This window comes from Clostridium sp. 1001283B150210_160208_E6, assembly GCF_015669365.1.
Lineage (GTDB): Bacteria > Bacillota > Clostridia > Clostridiales > Clostridiaceae > Clostridium > Clostridium paraputrificum.
This window is the reverse complement of sequence record NZ_JADPAA010000011.1, coordinates 17979-33532: the sequence shown is the minus strand read 5'-3', so window position 1 is coordinate 33532 and position 15554 is coordinate 17979. Positions and strand designations below refer to the sequence as shown.

General features: G+C 29.3%; 13 protein-coding genes. 1 reads left to right on the top strand and 12 read right to left on the bottom strand.

The genetic code is table 11. From position 1 onward, the window contains the following. Positions 1–92 precede the first annotated feature (92 nt). The 3 genes from I4V16_RS12145 to I4V16_RS12135 form a co-directional block, all read right to left on the bottom strand. Positions 93–1418: an APC family permease gene (locus tag I4V16_RS12145; protein WP_099329060.1), complete on the bottom strand. Its 1326-nt coding sequence runs from the start codon at positions 1416–1418 to the stop codon at positions 93–95. Positions 1419–1508: 90 nt separating this feature from the next. Further along, positions 1509–2762 (bottom strand): YeeE/YedE family protein, encoded by a 1254-nt coding sequence (locus I4V16_RS12140; protein ID WP_195966869.1) that lies wholly within the window; start codon positions 2760–2762, stop codon positions 1509–1511. Between the two features lie 95 nt (positions 2763–2857). After that, positions 2858–4558: an FAD-dependent oxidoreductase gene (locus I4V16_RS12135; RefSeq protein ID WP_027099278.1), complete on the bottom strand. Its 1701-nt coding sequence runs from the start codon at positions 4556–4558 to the stop codon at positions 2858–2860. 226 nt (positions 4559–4784) lie between these two features. On the opposite strand from I4V16_RS12135, the gene I4V16_RS12130 reads away from it, so the two are divergent. Further along, positions 4785–5681 carry a LysR family transcriptional regulator gene (locus tag I4V16_RS12130; protein WP_027099277.1) on the top strand — a complete coding sequence of 299 codons (897 nt, stop codon included), beginning with the start codon at positions 4785–4787 and terminating at the stop codon, positions 5679–5681. Between the two features lie 120 nt (positions 5682–5801). Here the strand turns inward: I4V16_RS12130 and I4V16_RS12125 are convergent, their stop codons facing one another. The 9 genes from I4V16_RS12125 to scfB form a co-directional block, all read right to left on the bottom strand. Next, on the bottom strand, positions 5802–6785 hold the full coding sequence (locus tag I4V16_RS12125; RefSeq protein ID WP_027099276.1) for an ABC transporter permease: 984 nt from the start codon (positions 6783–6785) through the stop codon (positions 5802–5804). Positions 6786–6798: 13 nt separating this feature from the next. Beyond that, a complete protein-coding gene (locus I4V16_RS12120) occupies positions 6799–7536 on the bottom strand; it encodes an ABC transporter permease (RefSeq protein WP_027099275.1) in 738 nt (245 codons plus the stop codon). 9 nt (positions 7537–7545) lie between these two features. After that, positions 7546–8478 (bottom strand): ABC transporter ATP-binding protein, encoded by a 933-nt coding sequence (locus tag I4V16_RS12115; protein ID WP_027099274.1) that lies wholly within the window; start codon positions 8476–8478, stop codon positions 7546–7548. Between the two features lie 119 nt (positions 8479–8597). Beyond that, complete coding sequence (locus tag I4V16_RS12110) at positions 8598–9398, bottom strand: MerR family transcriptional regulator (protein ID WP_027099273.1); 801 nt, start codon at positions 9396–9398, stop codon at positions 8598–8600. Positions 9399–9553: 155 nt separating this feature from the next. Then, a complete protein-coding gene (locus I4V16_RS12105) occupies positions 9554–10279 on the bottom strand; it encodes a DUF421 domain-containing protein (protein ID WP_027099272.1) in 726 nt (241 codons plus the stop codon). 103 nt (positions 10280–10382) lie between these two features. Beyond that, positions 10383–11237 carry a protein phosphatase 2C domain-containing protein gene (locus tag I4V16_RS12100; RefSeq protein ID WP_027099271.1) on the bottom strand — a complete coding sequence of 285 codons (855 nt, stop codon included), beginning with the start codon at positions 11235–11237 and terminating at the stop codon, positions 10383–10385. Positions 11238–11516: 279 nt separating this feature from the next. After that, positions 11517–12932: an aminotransferase class I/II-fold pyridoxal phosphate-dependent enzyme gene (locus tag I4V16_RS12095; RefSeq protein ID WP_055185119.1), complete on the bottom strand. Its 1416-nt coding sequence runs from the start codon at positions 12930–12932 to the stop codon at positions 11517–11519. Continuing rightward, positions 12925–14151 (bottom strand): pitrilysin family protein, encoded by a 1227-nt coding sequence (locus I4V16_RS12090; RefSeq protein WP_027099269.1) that lies wholly within the window; start codon positions 14149–14151, stop codon positions 12925–12927. The genes I4V16_RS12095 and I4V16_RS12090 overlap by 8 nt, the downstream gene beginning before the upstream one ends. Before the next feature lie 10 nt (positions 14152–14161). Next, positions 14162–15526 carry a thioether cross-link-forming SCIFF peptide maturase gene (gene scfB, locus I4V16_RS12085; RefSeq protein ID WP_055185122.1) on the bottom strand — a complete coding sequence of 455 codons (1365 nt, stop codon included), beginning with the start codon at positions 15524–15526 and terminating at the stop codon, positions 14162–14164. Positions 15527–15554: the final 28 nt, after the last annotated feature.

Below are 15554 nucleotides of genomic sequence, written 5' to 3'. Positions count from 1 at the left end.
ATATATAATAAAATTTAATATATAGTTTTAAAAAAATTACAATCATGTATCAATTTAACTTCAATTTGATACACAATTGTAATAATTTAAGTTTATATATTCTTTTTTCCTATTTTTACTCTATAAAATATAATACCTAAACAAGACCACATTATTAAAGCAACTATAGGCTCAATTCCTAATGCAGCTGGAGATATTGGTACTAATAAAAGTAGCATAAACAAAATACTAATTGCTACCCCAATACATCCTATTAATTTACCACCTTTAGTTTTAACTTTTTTAATTGAAATATATGATACATAAAAATATGCAATAGCAGCTCCTAAAGATGACATATCTACTATCCATATTATTACCTCTCTACCAAACCAAGGGGCAACCAAGCTAACAATGGTTACAAATTTAATAGAATTATTAAATACCCCACTATTATTTATATTTCCTATAGAAGAAGGAACTAATCCATATTTAGCTATAGACCCTAAAAGCTTAGAACTACAAATCATAAATCCATTTATTCCGCTCCATACTGCTGCACATAAAGCTATTATAAGTAAAAGGAAAGCCCACTTACCTAGAACTTGTATAACAGCGCTTCCAGCTGCCCAATCTAATGCAACTGCTTCTGAGGGTGAAAAAGCTAATGCTGTAATGATATTTAAAAGATTATATATTAATGTTCCAATTAATAATGATACTATAGCCACAAATGAAGCCTTCTTTTTAGAAAACTTAAATTCTTTTGATAGCTGTGGTATAGCATCAAATCCTATAAAAGCAAAAGGTGTTATTGAAAATACCTTGGCTATTCCCCCTAAATCAAATTTATAATTAGAGATATAGTTATTCATAAAAGTTGTCTTATCACCTTTGAATACCATGCCAATAAATACTATAGAAACACTTGATATCAGTGCCATTATTATTATATTTTGAATTTTACTAGTTCCACTTATACCTTTTATATTTACATAAGCAAATAAACAAATAATAAATGTAGATAATATAATTTCTCCTAAATATACATCATATCCAGCAATAGTATATAAATACCCTACTTCAAATACCGGACCTATTAACTTTTTGACTACTAAGGGAAATGCAGTAGCGTTTAATGGAATCATACTAAGATAAGCTAATATTAAAAACCATCCTACTATAAAACCATGCTTCTTTCCCATATTATTATATGTGTAAGAAAATTCTCCTCCCTCTTCATCTTGAGAATTTATCATAACAGCATAATTTTTTTCAATTAATATTATACATATGGCTCCTAGAATAAGCCCTAAAGCTGTATTAATTACTCCAGCCTCTTTTAAAAACTTTGTTCCAGGCAGCATAAAGGATCCCCATCCAATAATTGCTCCAAGTACAATTGCAAAAATATCAAATTTCCCAAGACTTCTCTTCACTTACTCTTCCTCCAACACTGAATTATCTTATGTTCTATAGCACTAAAAGGCAGGAACAAGTTTCCTTGCTCTGCCTTATTAATTTAAATATTAAGCTGGTATATCAAATTTCTTAACTATTTGTATACCTATTAATCCTCCAATTACTAACATAACAAGGAATACCCATCCTGATAATGACATGTTAGCAATACCTGAGAATAATGCTCCAACGTTACATCCACCTGCTAATTTAGCTCCATATCCCATTAAGATACCTGCTAAAGCATAGAATACTGTATCTTTAGCTTTAAAGTTTATATAGAACTTCCACTTTCCAGCTAATAGCATGCAGATTAATGCTCCTAATATAATACCTATATTTCTAACTGAAACTGGATCATTTAATATTCCACCATTAACAACCTTAACACTTCCTACAAATCCATCAATAGCAGAGAAATCAATTCCTAACTTACTAAATAACGCAACTCCCCAATGAGTGTAAGGACCTGATGCTCCCCAACTTGAACCTGTTGTATTTATTATGAATAAGAATAATATTCCAATTAATACTGCTGAAACATAGAATGACCATCTTTCTACAAAGAATTTGTGATAAGTTTCTTTACTGAAGAACTTATATTCTTTAGTTTCTTCCATTGGTCTTTCATCTTCTGGAACTACTTCTAAAACTTGAGTTCCAGCATTTTTTCTCTTATTTTCATAAGTTTTAACAATTGCGTATAATACAGTTAATAAAAGTAATGAAACAACTACTGCTCCTATGTATCCAAACTTATCTGGTAAATAAAGTGTATATCCATTTTCAAAAAGGAAAGTCTTCTTTAACTTTGGTAAATGCCATGTTCCAAGCATACCACCTATACAGAAGAAGAACAATACTATAATACCTCTTCCAGAACCTTCACCTGTATCAGATAATGTACCAGATGCACATCCTCCACCTATAATCATACCAATACCAAATAGTAAACCACCAATTATGAATGCTAAGTTAATTGCAGATACGCTTCCTGTACCTGGAATTGTTGCAACTCCTTCAGCTGCTCTAAATGCTGCTTCTGCACCTTTTGAAAAAGCTCCATAATGTATACCAGCAGCTCCTATTGTTGTTATAGCAAATAAGAATAATAATGCCTTTGATAATTTTCCATCACCAGTCATAGCAATCTTTCTAACTCCACCGGCAAATCCGAATCTACTTCTTTGTAAAACATAACCTAGTAATAAACCTGTTAATAAGAATAAAGCTAATTTACTGTTTTCCTTATACTGTATTGCACCAAATGCAGTAACTGCTGCTAATACACCTAGACCAATAAAAACTTGTCCTTTTTTCATTTTCTTCCCCCTAAAATCATTAGTTTTTGTTTGTTAATTATCAATCATTGTTTTTATCTTTCAAAGGATAGTAATAACTATCCTTTGTAATAAACTTAGTCAAAATTATAATCTGTAACTATCTTTTCTCTATCTGTTACTTGGTCATGGAAATATTCATAGAAGCTTATTCCCATAAATCCACCTGAAACATTATATATGTTGTCGAATCCTAAATGTCCTAATGCTAAACAAGCATTATAGCTTCTTTGAGCACTTCTGCAATGTAAATAAACCTTTTTATCCTTTGGAATTTCATCTAATCTATCTCTTATTTCACTTAAAGGAATATTTTTAGCTCCAACAATATGACTTAATTCATACTCATCTTTTTCTCTAACATCAACTATGAATGCACCAGATTCTACTAACTCTCTTACATTTTGAACATATACTTGTTTAAAAGTTCCTTGTAGAATGTTTGATGCTACTAAAGCTGCATGATTAACTACATCCTTGGCAGTTCCAAAAGGTGGTGCATAGCAAAGTTCTAAATCAGCTAAATCTTCAACTGTACCATTGAACTTAATTAAAGTTGCTATAATATCAACTCTCTTATCTACATTTCCCTTACCTATTGCTTGTGCTCCTAAAATTCTACCTGTTGGCACTTCAAATATAAGCTTGAAGTGAAGCGGTTCACTTTCTGGCATTAACCCGACCTTATCTTGAGGTATAACTCTCACTATGTCATAATTAATATCTAATTTTTGAGCTTTAATTTGACCTTCTGTTAAACCAGTTGAAGCTCCGTTATAATCAAATACTTTAATACATGATGACCCAATAAATCCTGTATTTTTAACTGGTATACCATGAATATGATTTGCTACTGCTCTTGCTTGCTTTTGCGCTGGGCCTGCAAGTGGAAGCTTTGTAGCTGTTCTAGTTAATGCACTAAATACCTCTATTGCATCCCCAACAGCATATATGTCCTTATCATTAGTCATGTAGTTTTGATTTACTTTTATTGCTCCTGTAACTCCAACTTCTAATCCTGCTTCTCTAGCTAAATCAGTTTCTGGAACTACCCCAATAGCCATAACTATAGCATCAGATTCAATTCTCTTTCCTGAAGCTAAAACAACATTATTTCCTTCAAAGGCCTCAACCTTATCCCCTAAAATTAAATTAATTCCCTTATCATAAATTTCTTTATGTAAAACTTGTACCATATCGACATCAAATGGCTTCATTATTTGATCCATAGCTTCTATAAGAGATACACTATAACCAGCTTCTTTTAAATTCTCAGCTACTTCAACTCCAATGAACCCTCCACCGATTACAGAAACATTCTTGCACTTCTTTTCCTTTATAAAAGTATTAAGCTTAGCTATATCAACAACATTTCTTACAGTAAAGATATCAGCATTATTTATACCTGGAATAGGTGGAACTATAGGCTTAGCCCCTGGAGATAAGATCAACTTATCATAGCTTTCCTTATATTCTTTTCCTGTAACAACGTTTCTAACTGTTACTTCTTTATTTTCTCTGTCTATAAATACTACTTCTGTGAAAACTCTCGCATCAATTCTATATTGATTAAAGAATTGTTCAGGCTTCATTAACACTAAATCTTCATGATCTTCTACTTTTCCACTTAAATGATATGGTAAACAACAATTTGAAAAAGAAACGTGAGGTCCTCTTTCAAACATTACTATTTCATTACTTTCATCTAGTCTTCTGGATCTAGCTGCAACAGATGCTCCTCCAGCTACTCCACCAACTATAACAATTTTCTTCCCCATTTCTTATCATCCCTCTAACTTTATTTATAGTTTGTTATTTTTTTATCTTTCAAGAGTATATTTGTCTTTTCTTGTCTTCTTGTCTCTATATTACCATCCAAGTTTCCCCTTGCATAATAAGAATCCCTTATGTACAATAATAATTTATTATATATAATAAATTTAATTAAAATTAATGATATAATTATGTTGATAAATACTAAAGGAAAAGGGTGGAGGAGTATATATGAACTTATCCTATATGCAATCGTTCTATACAACGGTTAAATGTAATAGTATTTCAAAAGCAGCAAAAGAACTACATTTAACACAACCTGGATTAAGTATGCAATTACAAAACTTTGAGAATGAAATTGGAGAAAAACTATTAATAAGAAGTAATAAGGGTGTTTCTCTTACGGAGGAAGGACAAGTTGTCTTTGAATTTGCAGAATCAATGCTTTCATTGCAACATAATTTGGATAAAAAACTTAAAAGCCTAAAGGAAAAGAAATCTAGACTATTTCTTTCAGCTTGTAGTAGCCTTGGAGAACAAATACTTCCTTGCAGTATTTATACCTTCAAAGAAATTTACTTTAATATAAATGTTTCAATGGATATAGATAACTCTGAAAATATATTAAAAAAGCTACTTAACCATGATACAAATTTAGGTATAATACATGAATTAGACAATATTCCTGACAATGTAGTTACAGAAAAGATAATATCAGACAAACTTATTTTAGTAGGAAGTAACAAGTCCGAGCTTAAGAATATTACTATAGATGAACTAACAACACTACCTATAATTTTAAGAGAAGATGGCTCTGGAACATTATCAATATTAAAAAAATCATTAGGTGAGAAAAACATTTCAACTAATAACTTAAATGTATTACTTTCATTAAATTCATCGGAAGCTATAAAATCATCAGTTATATCAGGAAGAGGATTTGCTTTTATGCCTGAACTATCAATTACTCATGAGCTTAGAACAGGATCTTTAAAGAAGATTAATATAAAAGAATTTAATACAGACTTTAACTATAACATTGTGGTAAGAAAAAATTATTGTTTATCTGATGCAGAAGAGAAGTTCTTATCTTTCCTTACCTCAAAAAAGAGATGTTTTTGTTATTAATTTATATTACATATAACATAAGCCAATGATACTAGCATCATTGGCTTAATTCTTTATTTTGATAAATCATACTTCTTTTAATTAAACTAACAATACATATTATTATATAGATTCCCTTATTTATACTAAAAAATCACCATTTTTATATTGTCTTTCTCCTAAAATTACACTTATCAAACCGAAAACTAAAATAGAAAAAATTACAAAGATTAAATCAGTATTATTAAAGTTATTAGATAAATCAATTAATCTTTTTTGTGGAAGTATATTTCTAATAAATCCAATAACTTTATTACTATCTGCAATGTTTATTAAACATCCCCCCAAAAGACAAGTTATCATAACAACTATAGAACCTCCCATTGATGCTGATGCCCTATCTTTAAAAATTGTTGATATAAACATTCCAAAACTACTACTTAATACTCCTACTAACAATAATAAAAAAGTAAATAGTGAATAACTTATCTCTAAATTAACATTTAGCACTTTTAAAATGAAAACTGACCACATTGTGCTTGGAATAGTTAAAATAACTGTTGAATATAGCATTTGACCTGTAATATATTGAAAGTAAGATATTTTCCCACTTAATACTCTGGTATAAGTTCCGTTTTCTCTATCAACCAAAAAGAAATCCATAACCATTGTAGTTGCTCCAAAGAATAGGAACATTATTAAAAATCCAATTATTTTCCCTTGTACCGTAGCATTATTGTCATCTCCTACATAAACTTCACCCTTTAAGTTAGCTTCCAAAGTCTTTTTTATATCATCTTTTCCATATGAAATCACACTAGGTTCATTCCCCTGAAAATTTATTTCTGCTAAGTAAACTCCCTTTATAAGCTCAGTTTTGCTTGGCGATTCTTCTAAAAATTCCACCTTGACCTTTTCATTATCCATCATAGAACCTTCAATCATTTCTTTTTCTTCTATTCTTGCCCCTACAACAGCTATCTTACCCTTTATGCTATCCATACCATTAAAGTATACTCCTAAGCAAATTATAATTGGCATTACTCCAACTACCATTGTCATCATTACTTTCTCTTTTGTAAATCTATATAAATTATTTTTCATTACTAATAATATATTTCTCATATATTTTACCCCTTTATAAATACTTCTCAGTTTTAAATGTTTTAGAAGTTAATCCAATAAGCATTACTGCTATAATAATATTAATTCCTATTATTACAAATAGAATAAAATTATTATTATCATACATACTGTTTAAAAGTCCATCCATAAGCCACTTTACTGGTGATATCTTGGATATCATTGCAGGTATTTCACCTAAAGCTTCCAAAGAAAAGAAAGCTCCTCCAAGTATACATAAAACTGTTTGTACTATATTAAAAACCATATTTACTGCTCCAATATTATTTATTGTTGCACATAAAAGCATTCCCAAGGAGTTTGACATGAAAGAAAGTATTACGAATGAAACACAAATTAAAATTCCATTGCCGTTATAATTAACTCCAAATAAAAGGCTAAAAATTAGCATTGTTATTGCGATAGCAACAGAAGAATAAATTGTTCCACTTATTATTTCAGAAAGATATATTCCTAAGTTCTTAACTGGAGTAAACATAGTTCTTACGTTTCCCTGCTTTACATTCTCATCAAGGAAATTATATGAACTAATAAGTCCTGAACTTGTAAATATAAAAATCATCATTCCTATTGAATAATACTCATAAGAGGATACCCCTCCACCAAAACTACTTTGGGTTAAATACCCTATTATTGCTGTTAATAGTACTGGATAAACAAAAAACATCATGAACATTATTGGTGTTTTGCACATTAATTTAAGTTGAAACTTTATCATATTTACTATATTCATTCCGCTCACCTAATTCCTTAAATTTCTTCCTGTTAAATTTAAGAATATAGTTTCTAAATTTTGCTCTTCAGTTACTATATTTTTTATTTTTACCTTCTCATTAATAAGTTTTAAAATTATTTTATCTAGATTGTTAGAATCTTTTCTTGTACTCACTATTAATGAATCCTTCACTTCCACATTATTTACTCCTTCAATTGAATCAAAAAAAGTTTTTTCTATATTTTCAATTCCCTCTCCAGAAATATTGTAAACTGTGCTCTCTTCCATGCTCTCTTTTAATTCCTTTAAAGTTCCCTCTGCTATAACTAATCCCCTATCCATGATAAGAACTCTATCACATATAGCTTCAACTTCCTCCATATAATGGGTTGTATATATAATAGTTGCTCCTCTTTTCCTTAACGTCTTAATAGATTCTAAAATATGATTTCTTGATTGTGGATCAATTCCAACAGTAGGTTCATCTAAAATTAAAAGCTTTGGACCATGTGCTAATGCACAAGCTATATTTAATCTTCTTTTCATACCACCAGAATAAGTCTTTGGTAAATCCTTAGCTCTATCTAGAAGTCCCACCATGTCTAAAGCTTCTTCTGATTTCCTTTTTAGTTCTTCTCCCTTTATTCCATAAAAACTTGCAAAATATTTTACATTTTCAATGGCAGGTATATTTTCAAATATGGCTAAGCTTTGAGGTACTATTCCAAGTGAAGATTTATACTCAGATTTATTCTCTGAAATATATTTACCCATGAACTTTATCTTTCCTTCAGTAGCTCTTAGTGCTGTTGAAAGAATATTTATAGTTGTACTTTTTCCTGCTCCATTAGGACCTAAAAAACCTAATATTTCACCTTTATTTACTTCAAAGGAAATTCCATTAACTACATAGTTAGTAGTGTATTTTTTCTTTAAACCATTAACCTCTAATATATTCATCTTTAAACCCTCTCCTTACATTAATTAGCTTTTCTCTCTACATCACTTAGTTTAAAGGTGTGACTAACTCCTAGGTCAATAGCTTTTAGCAAAAAAATAAAAGTGAAATAAATTCACTTTTATTTTACTGGTGTATATATCTCTAAATATTCAATATTTTCCTCATCTTTATATCCATTAAACAATAGATTTACAAAAGCTATTCCCATAGTCTCATAACCTAATTCATTAGCTTTCCTTAAAATTGACGTAACCATACTTTCATCAACGTTGTCACATTGTTTATCAACAGGTACTGCTATTACTATATATATACATTTAGGATAAGATATAACTTCTCTTTTTTCACAACCACTTTTCCCCAGCTTATCATATAAAACATATCTCTCTTCTATCACAGTTTTGCTATTAAAATAAACTATTCTCGAAATTCCCGATAAATTTACAGCTTTTTTTAATCTAGTGGAGTAATCATACTTTTCTAATATTTCACTATAAGTTTCAATAACATTACCTTTCATATTTATTTCATTTGTTATTACTATTGGCTTCATTTTCCTAATAGTAAACTTATTTAAACTTTCTTTTATTGATTTACAATCTTCCTTGATGTCTTTAATGCGTTTTAAAAGTAATTTTTTATACTCTATTTCTTCTTCAATCTTTCTTTGCTTTTCATTTAATATAGATTCTATTGTATTTAAATCATCACTCTTTTTAATTTCTTGTATCTTCTTAATTTCTATATCTATATCCCTATAAAAATTAACTGTTACTATTTCATAAATATCTTTAAAATTGTATTTTCTATAACCATTTTCTTCATCCTGTTTAGGATTAATTAAATTTTTCTCCTCATAGAACTTTAATGTATCTCTTGATATCCCTAAAATTTTTGCCACTTGCCCCACTGTATACATCTCAACACCCCAATTAAAATATAATTTATAAAAAACTTAGTAATAATAATTTATACACAAAGTAATATTATTTTATATACTAATTAATTGAAAAATAAATATCAGCAAAAATTAATGCTTTAATTTATTAATACATAGTATTAGAATATTTTCCCCTACTCTATCCCATACTTTTTCTCTGGATTAAAGTTATCAGGATATCTTTCTGAAATAGTAAGTTTTTTATTTTGATCTACACCTGCATAAAAAACATCTTCAATAGCATTTATATTTTTCTTTTTAAGTTCAGATTTTAGCCACTTTTCATCTACCCCTACTATTTGAAGATTTTTATCCACTATTTTTCCATCAATTATAATATCATTTATCAAAGAAAGATTCTTTACCTTTATATTCATATCATATGGGGTTATTGGCTTTTTATCTGCTTTAATCAAAACTGATAACTGGCCATTGCTTTCCATTATTGCAAATTGTACATCTTCTATATTGAAAACATCCTTCTCCCTTAACTTCATCATAAGCTCATTTATTGTAATTCTAAGTTTTTTTATATTCTTATCAATAATACGCCCATTTTCTATTAATATTAGAGTCTTTGCATTTACTATGCTTCTAGCTATATAGCTTTTTAAATTTAAGTAGCTAGTTGATATAGTTAACAATGAAAAAACTATTAATGCTATAACTCCTGAAAAAACCACATGATCTTTATCAATTATAATTTTTGCAATCATTGATCCTATAGATACTCCCATTACGAAATCAAAGAAATTCATTTGTGAAATAATTTTGATACCAATTAACTTACTAAGAACTAATGCTAATATATACACTAAAATACCTTTAATTATTGTACTAAATAATATGCTACTATACATAAAATTACCCTCCTATCCTAAGATACAATTATATTTTTAGCAAGAAAAGTAATTTTATCCCTATCTAATCATATCATCTCTCCAATATTATTAAACTTAAGTGTTAACATTCATAATTATTTAAAAAAACTATAGAGGAATCATCCCCTTTTTTTAATCTAGGATACTTTAATATATCCTTATCTTCTTCTTCAATTTCTCTTATTAACTCATAAGTATTCTCAGCACCTAAATCAATTAATCTTTCTATTAATTCAGCTTCATTAAAATGCTTATAAGTATCAACTATTGCAGCAAAGCCATCACTCATTAGAGCTAAATTCTTAATTTCCTTATCTAAGAACTTTCCTTCAATACAATGATTAACAGCCTCTTCATTAAACTCTAATATCCAATATCCATCTTGAGTATTTTTCAACAATCTATTTTCTATTAAAATTGGATTAATAATCTTCCTTGCTTCTACCCAACTTATATTATTTTCATCTCTTACCTTAAGCATTTCACTTATAGCCCTATTATCAAACTTCTCTAATGATGTATCTTTAATTTTAGCTACATTATTATCTATATCCTTTATTAGAAGTGTACAGTCTCCAAGCATAAAGTATTCAATTATATCTTCATTTTTTCTAACTATTGATATAGATGCTGATGGCCTTTTTATTTCTTCTATATAATTTAAACCACACTCTTTATAAAATCTATCTCTAATTATTACTATCCCTTCTAAAACTATATCTCTTATAGTTTTACATTTATCATTTAAATTATCTTTTAAATATTTATCCCATTTATTCACAAACCATCTTGCATCGCTTTCAAATGAAGTTAATTTTTTATCTGTTAATCCTGTAGCTCCATCTAGTACCCATGCCATATTTTCATCTGCATAAGTAATATCTTCATTGACCTTCTTAATTGACTCGTTGATTATCTCCCATTGAAATTTACTCATATAACTCCTCCTATATTTTTATCCCTTTGTATTATTCCACACTATTTTACAGATTAATTTTCTACACATCTCCTACATAGCTACGTGTTAAATTCAGCATTATAAGCTGTCCTTTATCGCTATATTTTTCATAAATCTTTTTTAATTCATTAATATAGTCATTATACTGTTCATTATTACTTTCTAGCTCATATGAGGATAATCTCTTTCTGTATTTAGTATAATTCTCTATACTTTTCTTTTAAACTCCTATTCGTCTGTTACCTAATATTATTTACTTTATTTCTTAACAACTAAAACTTTATCCCCATGAACTCCTAAAATACTTATTCCTTCATTCAAATATCCCTTTATTTCTTCAATTATTTCCTGGGTAATCTTCTCCCCACTAGAAACTAGCGGTATCCCAGGTGGGTAAGGTACAATAGCTTCCTTAACAACTCTCCCTTTTGCATAATCAAGCTTAACCAATTCTCCTTTATGATTAAACACCTCATAAGGTTCCATTTCCTTTTCAGGGATAACAGAATTAAACTTTATAGACTTTTCCTCATTCATAAGTAAATCCATATCTAATTCTTCTAAAGCTTTGTAAAGTTTTTCCAAACCGTTATCAACATTAGCAGGTGATAAAAGTAATACAACTCCAGAGAAAAAGCTCATTTCGCATTGTATTTTCTTACTTCTTAAATAATCCTGAAGTTTACCACCACTACATCCTTTAGGTAAAACTAATACGTATCTACTTAAATCTATATCATACCCTTTAGGTAATTCTTCCTTTGAAAGAACTCTTACCTTACCTAATTCATTAACTTTCTTCTTTTCTTTTTCAGCTTTCTTAATTAAATTTCTATAATCCTCTTCTCCATATTTGCTCAAGTAAAATCTTGCATAGTCTAAAGATGCCATTATTAAATAAGATGGTGATGTAGTCATAAATGAACTTATATAGAAATCTATATTCTCATTCTCCTCATTAACTAATAGGTAAGCTCCTCCTGTCAATGCTGGTAAAGTCTTATGAGCACTTACTACAGTATAATCTGCAAGGGGTGCAATATTTTTAGGTAAGTTTTCACATAATCCATAATGTGCTCCATGAGCTTCATCAATAATTACCTTTAAACCTCTTTTCTTTAGGTCTTTAATTATCTCTTCCATATCATAAGATATTCCAAAATAATTAGGATAAGTTAATATAATTCCCTTAGGATTGTCACACTTTTGAAGAACAGAATATATATTATTCTTATCTGGAGGTAAGAACAATCCCCCATCACCAAAAACCACCGGTTCAATATATCTTACCTTCAGTTTTCTTAATATCAGTCCGTTATAAACTGATTTATGGCAGTTTCTTTCTACCAATACCTCATCACCTTCATTAAAGGCAGAAAATATTGAAGATAGGTTTCCACTTGAACTTCCATTTACTAAAAAATATGCTTTTTTAACCCCATAGTACTTTGCTAACAGTTCTTGTGACTCTTTAATTACTCCTTCTGGATGATGAAGATTATCTAATGGATCTACTTCTGTTATATCTAGGCTTCCTAAATTTTCTCTTAAGTAATTTCCTATTTCATCTCTAGAAAAAGCAAGACCACACTTATTTCCTGGCATAGAAAAAATAGTGTTTTTTTCTTTATGATAATCTATTAATGCTTGTAATAATGGTAATTCTTTATTCATAAAGCCCCCTTGGCATAATAATTTCTATAGAAGGATTTTTTAAAACCTTTTTCGCTACATGAATTATGTCTTTGGATGTTAATTTTTCTATTCCTTCTAACATATCTGTGAAAATATTAGTATCTTTAAACATTATGGCATAAGTAGTCATGCTGTTTGCTAATCTAATGCTTTGTTCTTCTTTAAATAATTTCTTTAACTTTATACTCTTATAAAGTTCCTCTATTTTCTCCTTAGTGAAATCTTTCTCATATTTCTCAACATTATTAAAAGCCTCTTTTACTAAAGTTAGTGATTTATCTAACTTTTCTTTAGATGTACTAAACTCTATTTTATAAAGTCCTATATGCTTTTCATTTGATATTGTTGTTATAACATCATAAACTAGCCCATTTTTAGTTCTTAAGGTATCAAAAAGTATAGAGTTCATTCCTTCTCCAAAGAATTCATTAAATATTCTAAAAGACTTAATTTCTTCATGAGTTAAATTGCTTATAGTAAAAATCATCTCTACTCTACAGGAGTTTATCCCTTCTCTAAAGTCTATATATTCTCCTAGTCTAGGAATTTCAATAGAATCTTGCACTTCTACCTCTTCCCCCTTCCATCCCCCAAAGTATCTTTCAACCTTTTCTTTTACTTCTTCAAACGTTAGATCTGATACTATACTTATTACAGCATTTTTAGGAGAATAATATCTTTTGTAGAAATCTTTAATATCCTCTAAAGTAATTCTATTTAAATCTTCTATTCTTCCTATTATAGGGTACTTCAATCTATTTTTATTAAAAGAATGGATGAGAAGCTTATCCTCACAAAATTGTTGTAGCTCCTCATCCCATTCATTTAATTCTTCCTTGATTGAATCCATCTCTTCCTTAAATCCCTCTATTGGAAAACTTGGGTTTAATAAAATATCACTAAAAATATCTAACCCCTTATATAAATCTTCTCCTAATAAAGTTCCATAATAAATTACATAAGGAAAATTTGTCATAGCATTAGAAAATCCAAATATTTTACTTAACTCTTCATTTATTGTTTTTTCACTTCTAGTTTCAGTGCCTTTAAATATCATATGTTCTGTAGCATGTGCTAAACCTAAAAGCCAATCTTCAACAGAAGCCCCAGCTTCTAAACCAATAGAAACTGAGGTTAACATTGAAGGCCTATTCTCGTAAATTAATTTCATTCCATTATCTAAGATGAATTCCTTCATAACTTTTCTCCTAAGATTGTAATTCTTCAGCTTTTAAAGCTATTGCACATTCAATTCTCTTCTTTTGCATTTTACAACCTATTTCATATGGAATATTCATATCTCCATTAAAGTTTACATTGTTAGCTTGGCATCCACCACTACAGTAGAATCTAGCCCAACAATCCTTACATTTTGGTTTGTTGTAGATATGAGCCTTCTTAAACTTCTTACCTAATTCAGCATCATAAGTATCATCCCAAATGCTTCCTAGCTTATACTCTTCCTTACCTACAAACTGGTGACATGGGTAAACTTCACCTTGTGGTGTTATTGCAACATATTCAAATCCTGCTCCACAACCTGAAATTCTCTTATAAACACATGGTCCACCTTGTAGGTCTATATTAAAGTGGTAGAATTTAAACTCGTCTCCCTCTACCTTTCTTCTTCTCATTTCTTCATATAACTTATCATAGTTATCAAATATAGTTGGAAGGTCTTCTTCTCTTAAAGCCAAAGGATGTCCATTTTCAAGAACAACTGGTTCTATTGATATTTCTCTAAAGCCTTCATTTACCATAGCTTTAACATCTTCATAAAAATCAGTATTTGCTCTAGTAAATGTTCCTCTTACAAAGTACATCTTTCCTTCTGTTCTCTTATCAATCATCTTCTTTATGTTAGGAAGTATATCATCATAAGAACCGCTTCCATCAACCTTAATTCTTACATTATCATTTACTTCTTTTCTTCCATCTAAAGAAAGGATTATATTACCCATTTCCTTATCCATGAATTCCATCATTTCATCATTTAAAAGAGTAGCATTAGTAGTCATAGTAAATCTAATGTTCTTCTTCCACTCCTTTTCATGCTCTCTAGCATAAGCAATGATTTCTTTTATAGTATCCATAATCATAGTTGGCTCCCCACCAAATAGATCTATTTCAATATTCCTTCTTGGACCACTTCTCTTAACAACATAATCTATCGCCTTCTTTGCTGTATCTATATCCATAACACCCTTGTGTCCATGGTATTCCCCCTCATCAGCAAAACAATACTTACATCTTAAGTTACATCCATGAATTATGTTTAAACAAACAGCCTTTATGTAGTCTCTATCATCCATTGATCCATGAGCTATTTCTTCATATTGATCTCCAGAATAAAGGATTCCTTCTTTAACTAGTTCCTCTATTTCATCGTATGCTTCCCCAATAACACTTTCTTCGTACTTTCCTTTTAGATTAGTTAATACTTCTTCCTTTGATTTTAAACTTGAATCATCTAATATGTCATAAACAAGCTCGTCCACCACATGAACAGCACCTGTATTAACATCTAGTATAAAATAGTTTCCACCTTGTTCAAATTTATGAATTAATGACATTTATTTCTCCTCCAAACTCTTAGTAAAG